This is a genomic window from Thiemannella venezuelensis (assembly GCF_014203605.1).
Lineage (GTDB): Bacteria > Actinomycetota > Actinomycetes > Streptosporangiales > Streptosporangiaceae > Planomonospora_A > Planomonospora_A venezuelensis.
The window spans coordinates 147,918-168,053 of sequence record NZ_JACHJJ010000011.1 but is presented as its reverse complement, the minus strand read 5'-3'; the positions used below and the strand labels follow the sequence as shown (position 1 = coordinate 168,053).

Sequence of the window (20,136 nt, the reverse complement as noted above, 5' to 3'; positions counted from 1 at the left end):
CATGGGGGGCGGGGTATGTCAGCGGATCGCGTGATCGGCAAGGTACCCCCTGGACCGGAGGGTGCGAACATCACCGGGACCGCACCGGAGGGACAGGGAAGACTGGTCGGCAGGCGCTACCGCCTGCTGTCGCCCGTCGGCCGCGGCGGAATGGGCATGGTCTGGCACGCGCACGACGTGCTGCTCGACCGCGACGTCGCGGTCAAGGAACTGATCCTTCCCTACGGCCTGGACCACGCGGGCAAGCAGGTGGCGCACCGGCGCATGATGCGCGAGGCGCGCTCCGCGGCCAGGATCAGCCATCCGGGGATCGTGACCGTCCACGACGTCGTCGAGGAGGACGGGCGCCCCTGGATCGTGATGGAGCTCGTCCGCGCCTGGTCCCTGGAGCAGGCCGTACGGCAGAGCGGGCCGCTCCCGGTCGCCCAGGCCGCCGAGATCGGCATCCGGGTCCTGGACGCCCTGCGCCACGCGCACGCCGCCGGAATCCTGCACCGCGACATCAAGCCGGGCAACGTGCTGCTCACCGCCGACCGGGTGGTGCTCACCGACTTCGGCATCGCCGCCATCGAAGGCGACGTCACGATCACCCAGACCGGGCTGCTGATGGGCTCGCCCGCCTACATCCCGCCGGAGCGCCTCTCCGGCCAGCCGATCACACAGGCCGCCGACCTGTGGTCCTTCGGCGCCACCCTGTACGCGGCGGTCGAGGGCCGCCCGCCGTACGAGGGTCCCGACGCGATGGCGGTCCTCGGCGCGATCCTCACCCAGGAGCCCGCCCGGCCGGTGCGCGCCGGGGCGCTGGCCGGCATCATCGATGGCCTGCTCCGCAAGAACCCGGCCGACCGGATCTCCGCGGCCCAGGTGTCGGACCTGCTGGAGCAGGTACTGCGCAGCCACGGATCCAACACCCCGAACCGGGGACCCAACTCCCAGGTGCCCACGGTGATGCCGGTCCCCGGCAACTCCATGCCGGTGCATCTCATGCCGCCCCTGGACCCGCCGTCCGGCCCGATGCCCTCCCGGATCATCGAGACCCCCTCGGGCCCGGTGCGCGTGCCGTACGACCCGCAGAGCAGCGTCTCCGGCGGCCACCCCGCGGGCTACGACGCGCTGTCCAGCCCATCGGGGGCGCACCGCACCGACCTGCTGTCCACCTCAGGGCAGGTCGGCATCCCCGCCGCTCCCGGCGGGCACCGGCGCGGCTACGACGCGCTGCGCAGCACCTCGGCGGAATTGGGCCGGCCGGCCGGTCCCGGCGCCTCCGGGGACGTCCTCGGCGCCGACCCGTTCGGCGCGAGCAGTGCCGACCCGTTCGGCGCGAACAGTGCCGACCCGTTCGGCGCGAACAGTGCCGACCCGTTCGATCCGATGCGCAGCTTCGACCCGCTGCGCAGCGCCTCCGGCGAGATCACCGCAGGCTCCGCCGCCCGGCCGGCCGCGGCCCCCGGCGTCCCGGCCCCGATCCTGCCCGCCGCGGCCTCCGCCCGCGAGGCCCTGGAGACAGGGCCGCGCCGGGCCGGGCGCTTCCGGGAGACCGCTCCCGCGGCGGGCCGCCGGAGCGCGCGCCGCAGGGACGCCTCCGGCGAGGACTGGATGCGCGACGGGCGCCCGACCCCGCGCCTGCTGCTGGTGACCGGGCTCGGGGCGGTGGGCGTGGTCGTCGCCGCCCTGCTGACCCTGCTGCCCGGCGACTCGACCGCCCCCGAGACCGGCGCGTCGTCCCCGGCGGTCTCCGCGTCCGCCGACCCGGTCCCGTCGTCGGGCAGGAGCGGCGAGGTCCCCGAGGGGTTCAAGAAGCTGAGCGGGGGCGGCGTCTCCGGTGCGGTTCCCGGCAACTGGACGGTGCGGGCGAGCGACGACGGCACCGTCACCTTCTCCGGGCCGAAGAGCAGCGGCCGGAGCATCGTCGTCACCGAGGTGCCGGCGGCCGACCCGGTGGCCGCGCTCGGCAAGGTCGACAAGACCGGGCTGGACGAGTACACCGAGGTCGGCGTGTCCCCGGTCGCCTACGGCGAGTGGAAGGCCGCCGACTGGGAGTACACCTACGTCGACGGCATCGTGCCGATGCACGGGCTGACCCGCTACGTGGTGGTGAGCGATGAGATCGCCTACCAGATCACGATCCGGGTGAAGGACATCGACTGGGAGAAGAGCTCCGGGCTGGTCGAGGCGTTCTTCGGCGCCTTCGACCCCGCGCTCTGACACCCGGCTCCGCGCCGCCGGCGTCCGGGCCTCCGGTCCGCCCGCCGGGCCGTGCCGGTACTCCGGCATGGGATCGCGGTCACGAGTGATGGCAGACTTCACTCGTGACCGCAACCCATACAAACACCGATTTATCCCCTGATAAGCCTGCGGCTGTGGCCGCCGTGCAGCGGCGGACCCTGGGCGTCCTGACCGCCGCGCAGATCGCCAGCGGCATGGGCACCGCCGTGGGGTTCACGCTCAGCACGGTGGTGGTCACCAAGCTCTCCGGCTCGGAGGCGGTCGGCGGCCTGGCGGGCACCGCGACCGTGCTCGGCGCCGCGCTGTTCGCCCTGCCCACGGCCAGGGCCTCCGGAAAGGGCGGGCGGCGGACCGGGCTGACCCTGGCCTACGCCTGCGCGATGCTCGGCTGCCTGGTCACGGTGCTCGCCATCGCCCTCGGCTCCTGGCCGCTGCTCCTGGCCGGACTGGTGCTGTTCGGCAGCGGCGGTGCGGGCAACCTGGCCTCGCGCTACTCGGCCACGGACCTGTCCCCGCCCGGTCACTCCGCCCGGCACCTGTCGTGGGTGGTGTGGGCGGCCACGATCGGCTCGGTCGCCGGGCCCAACCTCGCCGGGCCCGCCGACGACCTGGCCAGGGAGCTGGGCCTGGCCGACTACACCGGCCCGTTCGTCCTGGCGCTGCTGGCCTTCGCCGTCGCCCTGGGCGTCATCACGCTCGCTCTCCGTCCCGACCCGCTGGTCCTGGCCCGCTCGCTCGCCGCCTCCCGGGCCGGTGCCCCGGTGACCGGCGCGGCCCCCGAGGCCGCGACCAGGCAGGCGGCCGCGGCACCCGAGGCCGCGGCACCCGCCGCCGCCCTGAAGCCCGGGATCGCCCGGACCGCCCCGAAGGCCGAGGGCACGCTGCGGGCCGCGTGGCGCTCGCTGCGCGAGTCCCCGGCCGCGTGGCGGGCGCTCGCCGCGATCGCGATCAGCCACACCGCCATGGTCTCGATCATGTCGATGACCCCGATCCACCTCGACCACCACGGCGCCGGCGTCACGGTCATCGGCCTGGTGATCAGCCTCCACGTCGTCGGCATGTACGTGCTCTCCCCGGTGGTCGGCTGGCTGGCCGACCGGATCGGCCGGGTCCAGGTGCTGGTGCTCGGCATGGCGCTGCTGCTGGCCGCCGCCGTCCTGGCCGGTACGGCGGGCGAGCACGGCGTGCCGCAGGTGACCGCCGGACTGGTCCTGCTGGGCCTGGGCTGGTCCTGCGGGCTGGTCTCCGGTTCGGCGCTGCTCACCGAGTCGGTGCCGCTGGAGCGGCGCCCCGCCGTACAGGGCCTGTCGGACCTGGTGATGAACGGCTGCGGCGCGACCGGCACGGTGGTCGCCGGAGTGATCGTGGAGACCCTGTCCTACGGGACGCTCGGCACCGCCGTTGCGGTCATGGTGACGGCCACCGGCCTCTGGCTGGCCCTCGACCGCCGCTGACCGGCGCCCGCCGCGCTCGTCCACCGGGCCGTCCGCCGCATCCGTCCGCCGCATCCGCCCGCCGGGCCCGGCCGGTGCGCCTCGCCCGGCCGGTTCGCGTCATTTGGCGTCGGCGTAGCACCGCACCGTGGCGGTCTCCATCGGGAAGCGGACCGGCGTCGGGCCGAACAGCAGCCGGGTCGCCTCCTCCGCGGCCCGGCCCACCGCGGTGACGACCTGCCCGGCCAGCTCGGCGGGGCAGTGCACCATCACCTCGTCGTGCTGGAAGAACACCAGCCGGGCCGGGTCCGGCAGCAGCCCGCGCAGCACGGCCATCAGCACCAGCGCCCACTCGGCCGCGGTCGCCTGCACCACGAAGTTGCGGGTGAAGCGCCCCCGGTCGCGGGCCGCCCTGCCGCCCTCCGGCCCGGAGACCAGCTCCCGCCAGCGGGCCGAGGGAGGCGGGCAGGTACGGCCCAGCCAGGAGCGGACCAGCCTGCCCTCCTCCCCCGCCCGCGCCGCGTCCTCCACGAACCGGTAGGCGTCGGGAAAGCGCTGGCGCATCACTGCCAGCAGCTTGGGGGCGTCCCCGCTGGTCCCGCCGTACATCGCCGAGAGCATGGCGATCTTGGCGTGGTCGCGCTCACCGCCGAACGCCTGGGCGAGCGCCTGGTACAGGTCGATCTGCCCGGCCGCCCGGGCCAGCCCGCCGTCCCCGGCCATCGCGGCCAGCACCCGGGGTTCGAGCTGGGCGGCGTCGGCGACCACCAGCGTCCAGCCCTCGTCGGCCACGACGGCCCTGCGCATGGCCTTGTGGATCTGCAGCGCTCCGCCGCCGCTGGTGGCCCACCGGCCGGTCACCACCCCTGCCACGACGAACTCCGGGCGGAAGCGGTCGTCGCGGACCCACTGGTCGGCCCAGGCCCAGCCGTGGAAGCTGTGGAACCTGGCGAGCTCCTTGTAGGCGAGCAGCGGCGCGACACCGGGGTGGTCGAGCCGCCGGAGCTCGTGGGCCCTGGACGAGGAGATCGTCAGGCCCGCGGACTTGAACGCCCTGACGATCTGCTGCGAGGAGTCGGGGTTGAACGCCGTGCCGAACACGGCCGCGACCTGGTCGGCCAGGACCTGGAGCTTGGCCGGGCGCATGCCGTGCACCGGGCGCGGGCCGAGCATCTCGGCCAGCAGCGCGTCGTGCTCGGCCCGCTGCCAGGGCATGCCGTCGTGGCCCATCTCCGCGGCGATCAGCGCCCCGGCGGACTCGGCCGCGACCAGCAGCCGGAAGCGGTGCGGGTCGGGCACCGCCTCGATCCGCCGGAGCTGGTCGGCGTGGACCTCGGCAGCCTGCTCCGCGCCGAGCGGCGGGACCTCCTCGTCGAACAGCGTGGCCTGCCGCGCCTCGGGCGCGTGGTGCTCCTCCGGGACCGGCAGGCCGTGCAGCCGGGCGTGCGCCGCCCGCGCCGAGCGGGATTCGCCGTGGCGGCCCCCGTGGGCCAGGAGCAGGCCCTCGGTCAGCGCGAGGTCGTGGCAGCGCGAGAGCCGCACGCCCCGGGCGAGCAGGGCGGGGTAGGCCTCCCGCGTGTCGGCCCAGACCCAGCGCGGCGGCCCGCCGGGACCCGCCTCCAGCTCCCGCGCGGCCGCCGCCAGATCCGCGACGGCCGCGGCCGGGCTCCCCTCGGGCCGGAGCGTCCCCCCGCCCTCGTCTCCCGGCACGACCACGACGTTCATGCCCCCAGCGTGCCACGGGCGACCGACGGTTTCGATCAGGCGAGCGGGATGCACACCTCGTCTTCGAGCGGGGGTTCGATCTCCTGGGGCAGGCAGCCGGTGGCGGCGAAGCACCGGATCCGCAGCGTCTCCGGAGTCACCGAGACGTGCAGGAAGCTCTTGAAGAACGGCGGGTCGTCCCAGTCGGACAGCTCCGACAGGTAGCGGTGGAAGACCCTGTCCACCGGGAGCCGGAACGGCAGCGGCCAGCCGCCGAGCACCCGCGCCGCCCAGCGCATCCGGCGGGTGATCCGCACCCCGCCGATCGGGCGCGGCGGGGTGTTGCCGACGTGCTGGGACATCAGGCACAGGGCCTCGTCCGGCGTGAGGTAGAGCCAGCGCATGCGCAGCCGCCGGCTGTAGAGCTTGCTGTAGAACGACAACGAGTCGCCGCGGAGCGGGTAGCACTTGTAGTCGTCCTCGTGCACCCCGCCGACGGTGACCCGGGGGATGGTGTGGGTGGCGTGGGTGAAGGCCCCGGAGCCGCCCGCCACGATGTACTGGACGGTCCGGCAGGTCCGGTCGTCCACCTTCACCGGGAAGCGCTGGTAGTTGTGCACGTCCCCGCCGATGGCCGCGACGTAGTTGTGCCGGGGGTCGCGCACGATGTCGTCGATCGTGCCGCCGCCCTCCAGCTTCGACGGCTTGTACTCGTTGCGGGTGTAGATGGGCTTGCCGGTGATGAGCACCTTGGGCCGGGGGTCGAGCGAGACCTCCCTGAGCCAGTTCGCCTGCTCGCGGTCGATGCCCCCGCCGATCCCGGTGTCCACGCCCACGATGACCAGACCGGGGGTCTCCATCGCCCAGTACGGCCCCGGCTGCGCGGCCTGCTGCTCGGGCAGCGCCCGGCGCTCGCGCGCCCTGGCCAGCCGCGCCTCGTCGATCCTCTCCGGCTTGCGCCAGAGCAGCCCGCGCAGCCCGGACGGCGAGAGCTTGAACCCCTCGCGCTGCGCCTTCAGCGCCGGGGCGTCGCAGAAGACCCGCATGAAGCCGCCGAGCCCGTCGTACCAGTCGTGGTTGCCGGGGATCGCGTAGATCGGCGCGCGGTAGTCCTGGTAGGGGCGGAAGAACTTGTCCTCGTACTCGTTGCCGGAGCCGGTGGGGTAGATCACGTCGCTGGCGATGACCGCGAAGTCCGTGCCCTCGCCGATCTTGAGCATGCCGGGGACCACGGCGTACTGCGAGGCGTCGCCCTCGCCGGTGTCGCCGAGGACCAGGAAGGAGAACTCCTCCCCGGCGTCCGACGGGATTCGGAAGGAGGGGTCGACGCCCCGGTCCCGCTGCGACCCGACCCAGCGCGCCCGGACCTGCCCCGATGGGTCGCCGAACAGCCCCGCGAGGATCTCGTTGCGGGAGCGCCAGAGCGTGCGCGGGTTGAGCCAGGAGAACGACTCCCGGTTCGGTCTCAGCTCCTTGAACGCGCCGATCTCGACACAGTCCCAGCCCGCCCCCTCCTCGGAGACCCGGGAGGAGACCTCCCGACCGCGTTCCGCCGCCTGCCCGACATCCACCATGGTCATATTCTGGCCGTGATCGCGCGATCATGCGGCCGTTCGGGGAACGCGTCCGGAGAAGGCGTCCGGGACCGGCGGCCGGTCCGGACGCCGCTCAGGGCAGGCGGCCGATCCGGAAGTCGTCGAAGTTCACCCGGGTGTCCGTCCCGTCCCCGGGCCACTTCCTGACGGCGAGCCCGAACTTGGGCTTGCCCTTGGCTCCGGCCGTGTCCACGACGTCGGCCACCATCTCGTCACCCACCCAGAAGCCCACCCGCACCCGGCCGTCGCTCCGCTCGCACTCGGCCCGCAGCACCGCCCCGGCCTTCTTGAACCCCGGCACCGGGAGGTCGGCGGTCAGGTCCGTGAAGGCCGTCTCGGTGCGCTTGTGGATGCGCGCGCGCCCGTCGAGGCGGACCTCCGCGACGTAGTAGGAGTAGTGATCGTCGTCGAGCCTGTACTCGCAGAAGACCCCGCCCCACGCGCTGTGCGGGGTCCCGGCGGCCAGGTCGGCCCTGACCTCGACCACGGCGTGCTCGGGGGCCTCCGCGTTGACCGGCGCGGCGGCGTACCGGTCGTCCTCCGCGGAGTCGGTGGCGATGGTGTAGCGGCCGTCCCCGGTGTAGCCGTGCACCGCGTCCGCCTTGGTGCCGCTGTTGTACCAGCCGGACTGGTCGCCTGCGAAGTCGTCCCGGTAGAGCACATCGGTGGTCTCGGGCGGTCCCCCCGCCAGGGCCCGGACGCCGAGCGCTCCCGCCGCCGCCAGCAGCAGCGCCCCGCCCACCGCACCGCCCACCAGGTACGGCCGGCGCGGGCGGCGGGACCGCCCGGCGGGCTCCTCCCCCGCGTCCGCCCGAACCGCCGGACCGGCCGCACCGGAGAGGTCGAGCCGGACGGTGCCGGCCACCCTGGCGGTGTCGGCCGCCTCCTTCTGCCCGACCAGCCCGGAGAGCAGCTCCTGGGCCGTCGGCCGGGCCCCGGGGTCCTTGGCCAGGGCCGCCTCGGCCAGGGCGCGCAGGTCCCCGTCGAGAACGTCCAGCTTCGGGGTGTCGTGGACGACACGGTAGAGCGCCTCCGGCACGGTCCTGGAGGCGAACGGCGAGGCGCCGGTCGCGGCGGCGGCCACCACGCAGCCCCACGCGAAGACGTCGGCGGGCGGGCCCGACCTGCCGTCGGAGACCAGCTCCGGCGCCATGTACTCCGGGGTTCCGAGGATCTTGCCGGTGACGGTCTGCCCCCGGCCCGCGTCCAGGGCGCGGGCGATGCCGAAGTCGATCACCCGCGGGCCGAGCGGGGAGAGCAGCACGTTGGCGGGCTTGAGGTCGCGGTGGACCACCCCCGCGCCGTGGATGGCGGTGAGGGCCGCCGCCACCCCGACGGCCAGCGCCTCCAGGTTGGACCCGGTCAGCGGTCCCTGCTCGCGCAGCAGCCGCGCCAGGTCGGGCCCGGCGACGTACTCGGTGACCACCCAGAGCGGCTCGCCCTCCAGCCGGGCGTCCAGCACGGGTGCGGTGCAGAAGCGGCTGACCTTGCGCGCCGCGGCCACCTCGCTCCGGAAGCGGGCCACGAACTCGGGGTCGGCGGCCAGGTGGCGGTTGATCACCTTGATCGCCACCGGTCCCGAGGGCCCTTCGCCGAGGTAGACCGTGCCCATGCCGCCCCGGCCGAGGCGCCCGGCCACGCGGTAGGGACCGAGCTCGACCGGGTCCGCGGGCTCCAGGGCGAGGACCGGGGGAAGTCCGTATGCCGTCACAGCGGAAGATCTTAGGTCCGGCAGATCATCTAATGGAACGAAAAATCCAATTACATGGTCAATTGTGAAAAACAATTGTGAAACGACGAAGGTCTCCGGATCGGCGGCCGGCCGGGCCGGTGAGAGGGCATCCCGCCGCAACGGGCCGAGGCGGGGCACGCCCGGTTCCGAACCGGCCGAGACGGAACACGCCCGGCTCAGAACCGGCCGAGGCGGAAGTCGTGGAAATCCACCCGGGTGGGAGCCCTCTCATCCGGTGCCCGTCCCGCCGTCACGCCCACGGCCGTCACCGGGAAGGGCGAGACGCCGTCGGCGGCGTCGGCGACGCGCTCACCGTCCGCCCAGAGCGTCAGCAGCGTCCTGCGCGGTTCCGCCAGGCAGACCGCCTCCGGCGCGGCGGCCCGCCGCCTGCGCCTTCGCCAGGTGAACGGCGCCGCGCCCGTCCATCGGCACTCCCCTCCCACCGGCCGGAAGGGCGATCACCCCAGCCCCCCGCGGCCGCCGTACAGCTCTGGAATATAGTTCTGTCCGTGTACGCGCACTGGGAGACCGTCCCCACACGGTGGAAGGACAACGACGTCTACGGCCACATGAACAACGCGGTCCATTACTCGCTGATGGACACGGTGATCAACACGTGGCTGATCAGGACCGCGGGCCTGGACATCCACGAAGGTGACGCCATCGGCCTGTGCGTGGAGTCGCACTGCGTCTACAAGGCCTCGATCTCCTTCCCCGAGGCCGTCCGGGTCGGGCTCCGGATCGGGAGGCTGGGCCGCTCCAGCGTCCGCTACGAGCTCGGCCTGTTCCGCGAGGACGGCGGGACCGTCGTGGCGGAGGGCCACTTCGTCCACGTCTTCGTGGACCGGGAGACCCGCAGGCCCGCAGAGATCCCGGCGCCGCTGCGCGCCGCCATGGAGAAACTGGTGATCGACGAATGAGCACGCCCACCCGTGCGGCCGTCCTGGTGGAGTCGGGCCGCCCGGCCCCCTACGCGGACTCGCGCCCCCTGCAGGTCGTGCCGCTGGAGCTCGACCCGCCCGGCCCCGGGGAACTGCTGATCCGGGTACGGGCGGCGGGCCTGTGCCACTCCGACCTCTCGGTGATCAACGGCTCCCGGCCCCGGCCGCTGCCGATGGCCCTGGGCCACGAGGCCGCCGGGGAGGTCGTGGCGACCGGCGAGGGCACGGAGTTCGCCCCCGGCGACCACGTGGTGCTGGCGTTCGTCCCGGCCTGCGGGCACTGCCCGCGCTGCGCCGGGGGCCGTCCCGCGCTGTGCGAGCCGGGCGCCGCCGCCAACGGGAGCGGCACCCTGCTCGGCGGCGGACTGCGCTTCACCGACTCCTCCGGCGTCCGCCCCTGGCACCACCTCGGCGTCTCGGCCTTCTCGGAGTACACCGTGGTCTCGGCCCGCTCGGCGGTCAAGGTCGATCCGGAGCTGCCCTCCGAGATCGCCGCGCTGTTCGGCTGCGCCGTGCTGACCGGCGCGGGCGCCGCGTTCTACAGCGCCCGGGTCGCGCCCGGCGACAGCGTCGCGGTCTTCGGGCTGGGCGGGGTCGGGCTGGCCGCGCTGCTCGCGGCGAAGGCCGCCGGGGCCGCCACCCTCGTCGCGGTGGACGTGGTGGAGTCCAAGCTGGAGCTGGCCCGCGAGCTCGGCGCGACGCACGCGGTCGCGGGCGGCCCGGACGCCGTCGAGGCGATCCGGGAGATCACCCGCGGCGGGGCCGAGAAGGTCGTCGACACCACCGGGGTCGTCCCGGTCCTGGAGCAGGCCTACCGGGCCACCGCCCGGGGCGGCACCACGGTCACCGTCGGCCTGCCCGACCCCGCCCGCGAGCTCGTCCTGCCCGCGCTCAGCCTGGTCGCCGAGGAGCGCACGCTCAGGGGCAGCTACCTGGGCTCGTGCGTGCCCCGCAGGGACGTGCCGCGCTTCGTCGACATGTACCGGGCCGGGATCCTGCCGGTGGACGCGCTCCTGTCGCACCGGCTGACCCTGGACGAGGTCAACGAGGGCTTCGACCGGCTGCACACCGGCGAGGCCGTCCGCCAGGTGATCGTCTTCTGACCGGCCCGCTCCGGCGTGTCGCCGGCCCGCGGCGGGTACACCTTCGCGGGGCCGCGCGACGGGCGGGCACGGGACCACGGCGGGAGGACGGCGGTGCAGACCTTCCTCCCCTATCCGGACTTCGCGGCCACGGCGCGGGTCCTCGACCCGCTCCGGCTCGGCAAGCAGCGGGTCGAGACGATGCAGATCCTGCGCGCCCTGACCGTGCCGGGGTACGGCTGGCGCAACCACCCCGCCGTGCGGATGTGGACCGGCTACGAGGAGGCCCTGGTCAGGTACGGACTGGAGGTGTGCGGGCACTGGTGCTCCACCGGCCGGGCCGACACCTGCGCGGAGACGATGGCGCGGGAGCTGGCCGAGCGCTGCGGCGTCGCGGCCCCCCGCGCCCAGCCGCTGCTGGAGGCCGCGGGCGAGCTGCCGCCCTGGCTGGGCGACCCCGCCTTCCACCTCAGCCACCGGTCGTCCCTGCTCCGCAAGCTCCCGGACCACTACCGGCCGGTCTTCGGGGACGAGCCGGACGACCTCCCCTACGTCTGGCCCGCCTCCGACCGCCCGCCCTCGTGCCCGCCGCCCGGGTGACGCCCCCGCGGCGGTCTCCGGGGCGGTCTCCGGGGCCGGGTCTCAGGGGATCAGCACGCCGGGGTTGAGGACGCCTTCGGGGTCGAGGCGGTCCTTGATCCCGCGCAGGATCTCCACACCCAGCCCGCCGATCTCGGCGGCGTAGGCCTCGCGGTGGTCGCGGCCGACGCCGTGGTGGTGGGAGATCGTGCCGCCCGCCGCGACGATCGCCTCGTTGACCGACCGCTTGGCCGCCTCCCACTGCCCGACCGGGTCGCCGCTCTGGGCCGTGACGACGGTGAAGTACAGCGAGGCGCCGGTGCCGTACACGTGGGAGATGTGGCACATCACCAGCGGCGAGCCGAGCGAGCCGTGCAGCGCGAGCCGTACGGCGTCGTAGAGGCGGGGCAGAGCGGACCAGAACCCGGCGGTCTCCAGGGTCTCCACCGTGGCGCCCGCGGCGAGCAGGGAGTCGCGCAGGTAGGGGGCGGAGTAGCGGCCGTGCGCCCAGGCCTCGCCCGGGTCCGCGCCCAGGCAGGTCCCGCCGAGCCCGGACAGGACCGCGGCGGCCCGCTCGCGGCGCCCGGCCGCCTCGGCGGCCTCGCCCTCGTACCCCGCGATCACCTGGCAGCCGGCGCCGGCCGCCAGGCCGCCGAGCTCACCCGGCCTGGCCAGGCCGATCATCGTCTCGGTCTCGTCGGACAGGCGCAGCACGGTCGGGAGGGGGCCGTCCTGGGCCAGGCGGCGCAGCGCGGCCGTGCCCGCCGCGAAGGACTCGAACCGCCACCCCTCGTAGATCCGTACGGCGGGCGCGCGGCGCGCCCGGAGCCGGAGCGAGGTGATCACCCCGAAGGCGCCCTCGGAGCCGAGGACCACCTGGCGCAGGTCGGGCCCGGCGGCCGACTTGGGCGCGCGGCCGAGGTCGAGGGTGCCGCGCGGGGTGGCCGCGGTCATGCCGACGACCATGTCGTCGAAGCGGCCGTACCCGGCCGAGGCCTGGCCGCTGGAGCGGGCCGCGGCGAAGCCGCCCAGCGTGGCGTACTCGAACGACTGGGGGAAGTGCCCCAGGGTGAGCCCGTGCCGGGCGAGCAGTTCCTCGGCCTGCGGCGCGCGCAGGCCCGGCTCCATCTCCACCACCATCGACTCGGCGTCGACCGACACCAGCCGGTCGAGCCGGGCCAGGTCCAGCGCGACGACGCCGGCGAAGCCCTCGCGCGCCGGGGCCAGCCCGCCGACGACCGAGGTGCCGCCGCCGAAGGGGACCACCGCGACCCGGTGCCCGGCGCAGATCCGCAGCAGCTCCAGCACCTCGTCGTGCGAACCGGGCAGGAGCACGGCGTCGGGCGCGTCGGAGCCGTCCCCGGCGCGCATGCGCAGCAGGTCGGGGGTGGACTTGCCCCGGGTGTGGCGGATCCGGTCCTCGTCGCCGGAGCGCACGTGCCCGGCGCCGACGACGGCCTCCAGTTCGGCGAGGACGTGCGGGGTCAGGGCCGGGGCGGGCAGCCGCACCTCGCCGAGGCCGGCGGCGGGGGCCGCGGGCGGGCGCACCCCCAGCAGGCCCGCCAGGAGTTCGCGGACCGGTTGCGGCAGCTCGGCGGCCCTGGCGGGGTCGCCCCAGCCGGACCAGAGCATGGGTTCGGGCTTGGTCGTCGGAGTTTCCACCTCTACACTGTGACATATGACGTCCATTCGTCACAATAAGGCCGGAGCCACGGCCGGTGCGGCCGGCGACGCTCCCGGCGGCGCGGGCGCTCCCGGCGGCGCGGATGTTCCCAGCGGCACCGACGCTCCCAGCGGCACCGGCGGGCGGCACGGCGAGGCGATCCTCGACGCGGCGCGCGAGGTGGTGCTCGCCGTCGGGGTGCGGCGCACCACGCTCACCGACGTGGCGCGCCGGGCGGGGGTCTCCCGGATGACCGTCTACCGCCACTGGCCCGACGTGCGGAGCCTGGTCGGCGACCTGATGACCCGCGAGTGGGTGCTGGTCGCGGGCGGTTTCGCCGCCGAGGACCCGGTCGCCGCCGCCGTCGGGGTGGTGCGGGAGCTGCGCGGCCACCCGCTCTGGCGCAAGATCGTCGAGGTGGATCCCGAGCTGCTCCTGCCGTACCTGCTGGACCGCCGGGGCGCCAGCCACGAGGTCATGCTCACCCTCGTCGAGCAGGCGATCGCCCGGGGCCAGGACCGGGGCGCCGTACGGCCCGGCGACACCCGGGCGATGGCCAGGGCCGTGCTGCTGACCGCCCAGTCCTTCCTGCTCTCCGGCCCCACCATGCTCGGCCCGGTCACCGAGGGCGAGCTGGACGCCGAGCTCGCCGCGCTCCTGGAGAGGTACCTGTCGCCGAGTCCTCCGCACGCCGTGCGGGCGGAGGACTCCCCGTCCGAGGAGATTCGATGAGATCCTCTCTCAACGCCGCCCGCCGCTCCCGCGAGCTCGCCGAGCTGGCCGGCGGCCCGACCGTCGACGTGCTGGTGGTGGGGCTGGGCGCCACCGGGGCGGGGGCCGCGCTCGACGCGGCCTCCCGCGGCCTGTCGGTGGCCGCGGTCGACGCCCACGACCTGGCGTTCGGCACCTCGCGGTGGAGCTCCAAGATGATCCACGGGGGGCTGCGCTATCTCGCGAAGGGACAGGTCGGGGTGGCCCGCGAGAGCGCGGTCGAACGCGGCGTGCTGCTCCGCCGCACCGCCCCGCACCTGGTCCGGGCCCAGCCGTACCTGCTCCCGCTGACCCCGGAGGTCTCCGCGGCCCGGGCGGCGCTGGTGATGGCCGGCTACCGCCTCGGCGACGGGCTGCGCGCCGCCGCCCGCACGCCGCGCCGCCTGCTCCCCGGCCCCTCGCGGATCTCCGCCTCCCGGGCGCTGGAGCTGGCCGCGCCGCTGAGCCCGCGCGGGCTGCGCGGGGCCCTGCTCTCCTGGGACGGGCGGCTGGTCGACGACGCCCGGCTGGTGGTCGCGCTGGCCAGGACGGCCGCCGCGCAGGGGGCCAGGATCCTGACCCGGTGCCGCGCGCTCGAACTGACCGGGGACGGGGCGCTGGTCCGCGACGAGCTGACCGGGGAGGCCTTCACCGTCCGGGCGAAGGCCGTGATCAACGCGGCGGGCGTCTGGGCCGCCCGGCTCGACCCGGCCATCCTGCTGCGGCCCTCGCGCGGCACCCACCTGGTGCTCGGCCCGCACTCCCTGCCGGGGCTGCGGGCGGGGCTGCACCTCCCGATCCCCGGGGAGGGCAACCGCTTCGCGCTGGTGCTGCCCCAGGCCGACGGGCGGGTCTACGTCGGGCTGACCGACGAGCCGGTGGACGGGCCGGTCCCCGACGTGCCCGAGGCTCCCGAGGAGGACGTGGCGTTCCTGCTCGGCGTGCTCAACTCGGTGCTGGGCACGGCGGTCCGGCGCGAGGACGTGGCCGGGACCTTCGCCGGGCTCCGCCCGCTGCTGGCCGCCGCAGGGCGCGCCGGGGAGCGCACCGCGGACCTGTCCAGGAAGCACGCGCTGCTCACCTCCGCGGACGGGGTGGTCACGGTCGTGGGCGGCAAGCTCACCACCTACCGGAGGATGGCCGAGGACGCGGTGGACCTCGCCGTCCGGCTGCGCGGGCTGGACGCGGGCGGGAGCCGTACGGCGCGGCTGCCCCTGGTCGGCGTCCTCCACCCGGGGGTCGAGGCGCCCGCGCGGCTGGTGGAGCGGTACGGGAGCGAGGCACCGGCCGTGCACGCGCTGGCGCTCTCCGACCCGGCCCTGGCCGAGACGCTGCCGACCGGGGTCACCGTGGCCGAGCTGGTCTGGGCGGTCCGGCACGAGGGGGCGCTGGACGCCGCCGACCTGCTGGACCGCAGGACCCGGATCGGCCTGGTCCCGCGGGACCGGGAGGCGGCCCTGCCCGCCGCGGAGGCGGCGCTGGCCCACGACGGGTAGGGACCGGCCCGCCTGAAGCAGAATTCTTTACCCATTCCTGCACTTCTTCACCCCCCATGACAGCCCCTTGAGTACGTTAGGTTAGTCTTACCTAAGTATGGATAGGGAGGGTGTGTGAACACGGCGAACGTTTCCGGCACGGCGGCCAAGGGGTGCACGCACCCTGCGGGCTGCCACACCGGCGAGGTGCCCGTGTACGCCAGCGCCACGGTCGGCGCGCGCTTCTGGCTGCTCATCGAGCACTCCGGGCCGTGGGCCTCGCACCTGGAGGACTGTTCCCTCCCCGAGGACGTGCACACCCTTATCAAACGGGCGACGAACCTCGGCATCCGCCCCCAGCTGATCCGCAGGCCCGGCCGGAGGGGCCCCGCCCCGGACGGCATCCACGTCATGGTCGCCGACTCCACGGCGGCCGAGCCCTGGATCGCCGAGGGCGTCTTCACCAACCCGGACGATCTCGACCTGGACGCGCTGGTGGCCGGAGTGCTCCCCGAGTCCTGCATACTTGTGAGTGAGCCGGTTTTTCTGGTCTGTACGCACGCCAAGCGCAACGCGTGCTGCGCCCGCATTGGACTTCCCATCGCTCGTTCGTTGGCAGAGGTTTTGCCGGACAGAACATGGGAAACATCACATGTTGGCGGCGATCGCTACGCCGCCAATCTGGTGTGCTTGCCACACGGCCTTTACTACGGCAGCATGTCTCAGGCTGCTGCGCTCGCAGCAGCCGATGCGTACCGGTCCGGCGAGGTGACCCTCGACCGTTTCCGGGGACGCGCAGGCATCCCTGAGCCGCTGCAAGCCGCCGAGCATTTCGTCCGTGCCCACACGGGCGAGCTCTCGGTCGGCGGAGTGGCCGTGGAGTCCTCCAGGTCGGACGGGTCCGCCACCGAAGCCGTCGTGCTCGGTAACGGCGCCCGTTATCGGGTAGTGGTTGAACCCATGACGTTCTCGACGCCATGTGGTACGGCTTGCGCCGACACGATCACCACCTATCGGCTGGTCTCGCTGGACAGGCTCTCGCCTGTGCGGTACGCCACGCCCGCCTTGACCTGACCGAGGGAACATCGCGGCCGATCCACGCGTTGGCACCAAGGATGTCAAAAACGTCCAATGCGGTAGTAACCCGAAATACTTCTCACTAGAAGGTGGTTTTCTCATGTCTCAGGTACGTCGGCAGACCGCCCGCCCTCGGCCCAGCTGGGGCTGGCAGGATGACGCCGCGTGCCGGGGCGAGGACCTTGTGCTCTTCTTCGGTCCCGATGGCGAGCGTCAGCCCGAGCGTGATATCCGCGAGCGCAAGGCCAAGGCCATCTGCGGCCAGTGCCCCGTCCGCGCCGAGTGCCTTGACTACGCGCTGTCCCGCCCGGAGAAGTACGGCACCTGGGGCGGTCTGAACGAGGACGAGCGCGCCTCCGAGCGCCGCCGTCGCATGCGCCGCGCCGCCAGCGCCGGCATCAGCGCCGTCGCCTGAGCAACCTCCACCCCCGGCTCTCCCCGCACGTGTGATCTCGCCGGCGTTCCTGCGAGATCACACGCTGTCGTGCGCCCGGGCCCAGCTTCCGAGCAGGCCGAGGACGTCCGTGTCGTCGAGCTGGTCGAACCTCCGGTACCACTGTCCCACAGCATAGAAGTCCGGAGGAGCGGCGAGCACCACCACCTCGTCCGCCTCCGCCCGCATGGCCCGCACCGTCTCCGGTGCCGCCACCGGGACGGCGAGCACCAGCCTCCCCGGAGTCCCCGTCCTGATCGCGCGCAGCGCCGCCCGGGCGGTGACGCCCGTGGCGAGGCCGTCGTCGACCACGACCACGTCCCCGCCGTCCGGCGCGGGCAGCCTCCGGTCCCCCCGGTAGACCCCGACCCGCCGGGCCAGCTCGGCCCGTTCGGCCTCGACCACCCGGCCGAGGTCCTCCTCGGCCAGCCCCAGCCGCGCGAGCACGCCTCCGTCGAAGACCGGCTCGCCGCCCTCGGCGACGGCCCCCACTCCGAACTCCGGGTTGGCCGGGTGGCCGATCTTCCTGCTGACGAGCACGTCGAGCACGCCGTCCAGCCGCAGCGCGACCGGGACGGCCACCTCCACTCCCCCGCGCGGCAGCGCGAGCACGAGCGGGGCCCGCAGGCCCAGTCCCGTCAGCCTCTCGCCCAGAAGCACGCCCGCCTCCGCCCGGTCAGCGAAGGGCAGGCGCACTCCCTCCTCACCGCTCATGAGTCCGGCCCTTCGGAGCCGGAGACACTGTCACATAACTCACATAGCGGTCATACCCATATCTCAGGGCCGATTACGACCCGGCTTACGCATCTCCTTGTGGATGACCTTCCACTTGTTCTGCAGCTCCTTGCGGAGCCGCGCGTCGGTCCGGGACGCCATCCAGGCGGCCTCCCGCTGGAGCTTGTTCCAGCTGGCCAGCCGGCGCTCGGGAAGCACGCCGTCCTCGATCGCGGCGATCACGGCGCAGCCGGGCTCGCTGTCGTGCCCGCAGTCGGCGAACCTGCACCGCGCCGCCAGCTCCTCGATGTCGGAGAAGACCCGGTCCACGCCCTCGCCCATGTCGTACAGGCCGATCCGGCGGATGCCGGGGGTGTCCACGACCAGGCCGCCGCCGCCGAGCGGGATGAGCTCGCGGTGCACGGTGGTGTGCCGCCCCCGGCCGTCACCGGCGCGGACCTGCTGGGTCTCCATCACCGCCTCCCCCGCCAGCGCGTTGACGAGGGTGGACTTGCCCGCGCCCGAGGCGCCCAGCACCACGGCGGTGCGGGTCCCGGCCAGGTAGCCGCGGACGATGTCCACCCCCTGCCCGGTGAGGGAGCAGACCGCGTGCACGTCCACACCGGGCGCCGCCGCGGCGACCTCGCCCATCAGGAAGTCGAGGCCGTCGCCGACGAGATCGGCCTTGGTGACGAGCACCACCGGCTGCCCGCCGCTCTCCCAGGCCAGCGCGAGCAGCCGCTCGATCCGGCCCAGGTCGGCGGTGTCGGTGGCGTGCAGCGCGGGCTCCGCGACGAAGACGACGTCGACGTTCGCGGCCAGCACCTGCCCCTGGGAGTCGCCGGACAGGCCCTGCTGCGAGGTGCGGCCCACCCCGCCCCGGACGAAGGCGGTACGGCGGGGCAGGAGCGCGTCGAGTTCGAAGCGCCCCTCGGGCAACCGCCGGAGCGCGGCCCAGTCGCCCACGCAGGGCAGGGCCACCGGGTCGGCGGCGGCGGCACGCCGTACCCGGGCGCTGTAGTGGGCCGTCAGGTGGCCGTCGGCGCAGAGCACCTCGGCGGCGCCGCGGTCGACGCGGGCCACCCGGGCGGGGACCGTACCGGCGGGGAGCTCGGCGGCGAGAGAGCCGTTCCAGCCGAGCGAGGGAAGATCGTAGGAACCAGAGAGAACTGGTGAGGACAACGTGGGTACACCCTTTTCGAAAGCCGGGTGCCCGCGTTGGAATCGGCTAGAGGGACACCCGGAGACTGATGGACGGCAGGCTCACCAGAACAACCCGCATAGTCCTCACCTCCCGGTGTCGTGGCCGCTGCTTCCGGCGCAGCGGCGCGAAGCCGGGTCCACTATAGCGCGGACCCGGCTCGCGATCGCAAACGGTTAACCGCGTCCGGCCGCGGGCACCTCCGGCCGGACGCGCCGCGCGCCCGGACGCGGGTGCCTCACAGGCCGGGCGCCGGGAACTGCGAGGTCAGCTCCAGCACCTCGGCGTGCACCCGGCCGATGACGTGCTCGGCCTCGTCCTCGCCCTTGGCCAGGGCGGTGACGACCTGGTCGATCCAGGCGCCGATCTGCCGCATCTCGGTCACGCCCATGCCCCGGCTGGTCACGCCGGCGGTGCCGATCCGGATGCCCGAGGGGTCGAACGGCTTGCGCGGGTCGAACGGCACGGTGTTGTAGTTGGTCTCCAGGCCGGCCCGGTCCAGCGCCTGGGCCGCCGGCTTGCCGCCGATGCCCTTGGGGGTCAGGTCGAACAGGATGAGGTGGTTGTCGGTGCCGCCCGAGACGAGGTCGAAGCCGCGGGAGCTCAGCTCCTCGGCCAGCGCCTGGGCGTTCACGACGACCTGGCGGGCGTAGGCCCTGAACTCGTCGGTGGCGGCCTCCTTGAGCGCCACCGCGATGGCCGCGGTGGTGTGGTTGTGCGGGCCGCCCTGCAGGCCGGGGAAGACGGCCTTGTTCAGGGCGGTGGCGTGCTCGTCGGAGGTGGCCATGAGCATGGCGCCGCGGGGGCCGCGCAGCGTCTTGTGCGTGGTGGTGGAGATGACGTCGGCGTGGCCGACCGGCGACGGGTGGGCGCCGCCCGCGACCAGGCCCGCGATGTGCGCGATGTCCGCGGCGAGGACCGCGCCGACCTCGCGGGCGATCTCGGCGAAGGCCGGGAAGTCGATCGTGCGCGGGATGGCGGTGCCGCCGCAGAAGATCAGCTTGGGCCGCTCGCGCAGCGCGATCTCGCGGACCTCGTCCATGTCGACGCGGCCGGTGTCCTTGCGCACGCCGTACCGGACCGGGGTGAACCACTTGCCGGTGGCCGAGACCGACCAGCCGTGGGTGAGGTGGCCGCCGAAGGGCAGACCCATCCCCATCACGGTGTCGCCGGGGTTGAGGAAGGCCATGTAGATCGCGAGGTTGGCGGGCGAGCCGGAGTAGGGCTGGACGTTGGCGTGGTTCACGCCGAACAGCGCCTTGGCGCGCTCGATGGCGAGGGTCTCGATCTGGTCGATGACCTGCTGGCCCTCGTAGTAGCGCTTGCTGGCGTAGCCCTCGGAGTACTTGTTCGTGAGGACGGTGCCGGTGGCCTCGAGCACGGCCTTGGAGACGTAGTTCTCGGAGGCGATCAGCTTGACGGTGTCGGCCTGGCGGCGCTCCTCCGCCCTGACGAGCTCGGCGATCTGAGGGTCGACACTGGAAAGAGAACTCATGGCGCCTTCACTCCCTGTCATCGTTGACATTCGTTG

General features: G+C 74.0%; 17 protein-coding genes. 9 read left to right on the top strand and 8 right to left on the bottom strand.

The annotated features are described in order from the left end of the window. The first annotated feature begins 15 nt into the window (after nt 1-15). Together FHS22_RS37365 and FHS22_RS18040 are read left to right on the top strand one after the other, a co-directional pair. Nucleotides 16-2,205 carry a serine/threonine-protein kinase gene (locus FHS22_RS37365; RefSeq protein WP_221473765.1) on the top strand — a complete coding sequence of 730 codons (2,190 nt, stop codon included), beginning with the start codon at nt 16-18 and terminating at the stop codon, nt 2,203-2,205. Nucleotides 2,206-2,360: 155 nt separating this feature from the next. Then, on the top strand, nt 2,361-3,680 hold the full coding sequence (locus FHS22_RS18040) for an MFS transporter (RefSeq protein WP_338047800.1): 1,320 nt from the start codon (nt 2,361-2,363) through the stop codon (nt 3,678-3,680). A gap of 99 nt (nt 3,681-3,779) precedes the next feature. Here FHS22_RS18040 and FHS22_RS18035 read toward each other — a convergent pair whose 3' ends face one another. The 4 genes from FHS22_RS18035 to FHS22_RS18020 all read right to left on the bottom strand — a co-directional run bounded on the left by FHS22_RS18035 (nt 3,780) and on the right by FHS22_RS18020 (nt 9,133). Then, nucleotides 3,780-5,384 carry a bifunctional 3'-5' exonuclease/DNA polymerase gene (locus FHS22_RS18035; RefSeq protein WP_184943137.1) on the bottom strand — a complete coding sequence of 535 codons (1,605 nt, stop codon included), beginning with the start codon at nt 5,382-5,384 and terminating at the stop codon, nt 3,780-3,782. Nucleotides 5,385-5,419: 35 nt separating this feature from the next. Further along, nucleotides 5,420-6,937, bottom strand: a complete 1,518-nt coding sequence (locus FHS22_RS18030; RefSeq protein ID WP_184943135.1) for a metallophosphoesterase family protein — start codon at nt 6,935-6,937, stop codon at nt 5,420-5,422. A 94-nt stretch (nt 6,938-7,031) separates the two neighbouring features. Then, nucleotides 7,032-8,669, bottom strand: coding sequence for a serine/threonine-protein kinase (locus FHS22_RS37360; RefSeq protein ID WP_338047799.1), 1,638 nt, complete (start codon nt 8,667-8,669; stop codon nt 7,032-7,034). 197 nt (nt 8,670-8,866) lie between these two features. Beyond that, complete coding sequence (locus tag FHS22_RS18020) at nt 8,867-9,133, bottom strand: hypothetical protein (protein ID WP_184943133.1); 267 nt, start codon at nt 9,131-9,133, stop codon at nt 8,867-8,869. 66 nt (nt 9,134-9,199) lie between these two features. Between FHS22_RS18020 and FHS22_RS18015 the strand changes: the two genes are divergently transcribed. The 3 genes from FHS22_RS18015 (at nt 9,200) to FHS22_RS18005 (ending at nt 11,313) form a co-directional block, all read left to right on the top strand. After that, complete coding sequence (locus FHS22_RS18015) at nt 9,200-9,610, top strand: acyl-CoA thioesterase (RefSeq protein WP_184943131.1); 411 nt, start codon at nt 9,200-9,202, stop codon at nt 9,608-9,610. Beyond that, entirely contained in the window at nt 9,607-10,734 is a 1,128-nt protein-coding gene (locus tag FHS22_RS18010; RefSeq protein ID WP_184943129.1) for a zinc-dependent alcohol dehydrogenase family protein, read from the top strand. The genes FHS22_RS18015 and FHS22_RS18010 overlap by 4 nt, the downstream gene beginning before the upstream one ends. A 93-nt stretch (nt 10,735-10,827) precedes the next feature. Beyond that, the gene (locus tag FHS22_RS18005; protein WP_184943128.1) at nt 10,828-11,313 is read left to right on the top strand and encodes an MSMEG_6728 family protein; all 486 of its coding nucleotides are present in this window, start codon (nt 10,828-10,830) and stop codon (nt 11,311-11,313) included. A gap of 42 nt (nt 11,314-11,355) precedes the next feature. On the opposite strand, the gene FHS22_RS18000 is transcribed toward FHS22_RS18005, so the two are convergent. Continuing rightward, the gene (locus FHS22_RS18000) at nt 11,356-12,924 is read right to left on the bottom strand and encodes an FAD-binding oxidoreductase (RefSeq protein ID WP_184943259.1); all 1,569 of its coding nucleotides are present in this window, start codon (nt 12,922-12,924) and stop codon (nt 11,356-11,358) included. 46 nt (nt 12,925-12,970) lie between these two features. Between FHS22_RS18000 and FHS22_RS17995 the strand changes: the two genes are divergently transcribed. From FHS22_RS17995 to FHS22_RS17980, 4 genes are all read left to right on the top strand, one after another. Then, nucleotides 12,971-13,687: a TetR/AcrR family transcriptional regulator gene (locus FHS22_RS17995; RefSeq protein ID WP_184943126.1), complete on the top strand. Its 717-nt coding sequence runs from the start codon at nt 12,971-12,973 to the stop codon at nt 13,685-13,687. Next, a complete protein-coding gene (locus tag FHS22_RS17990; RefSeq protein WP_184943125.1) occupies nt 13,684-15,201 on the top strand; it encodes a glycerol-3-phosphate dehydrogenase/oxidase in 1,518 nt (505 codons plus the stop codon). The genes FHS22_RS17995 and FHS22_RS17990 overlap by 4 nt, the downstream gene beginning before the upstream one ends. A gap of 114 nt (nt 15,202-15,315) precedes the next feature. Beyond that, nucleotides 15,316-16,254 carry a sucrase ferredoxin gene (locus FHS22_RS17985; protein ID WP_184943123.1) on the top strand — a complete coding sequence of 313 codons (939 nt, stop codon included), beginning with the start codon at nt 15,316-15,318 and terminating at the stop codon, nt 16,252-16,254. Between the two features lie 103 nt (nt 16,255-16,357). After that, nucleotides 16,358-16,672: a WhiB family transcriptional regulator gene (locus FHS22_RS17980; protein WP_184943121.1), complete on the top strand. Its 315-nt coding sequence runs from the start codon at nt 16,358-16,360 to the stop codon at nt 16,670-16,672. A gap of 57 nt (nt 16,673-16,729) precedes the next feature. Here the strand turns inward: FHS22_RS17980 and FHS22_RS17975 are convergent, their stop codons facing one another. The 3 genes from FHS22_RS17975 to glyA form a co-directional block, all read right to left on the bottom strand. Next, entirely contained in the window at nt 16,730-17,404 is a 675-nt protein-coding gene (locus tag FHS22_RS17975) for a phosphoribosyltransferase (RefSeq protein ID WP_184943119.1), read from the bottom strand. Between the two features lie 63 nt (nt 17,405-17,467). After that, the gene (gene rsgA, locus FHS22_RS17970; protein WP_184943117.1) at nt 17,468-18,586 is read right to left on the bottom strand and encodes a ribosome small subunit-dependent GTPase A; all 1,119 of its coding nucleotides are present in this window, start codon (nt 18,584-18,586) and stop codon (nt 17,468-17,470) included. A 257-nt stretch (nt 18,587-18,843) separates the two neighbouring features. Then, nucleotides 18,844-20,121 (bottom strand): serine hydroxymethyltransferase, encoded by a 1,278-nt coding sequence (gene glyA / locus FHS22_RS17965; RefSeq protein WP_425567300.1) that lies wholly within the window; start codon nt 20,119-20,121, stop codon nt 18,844-18,846. Nucleotides 20,122-20,136: the final 15 nt, after the last annotated feature.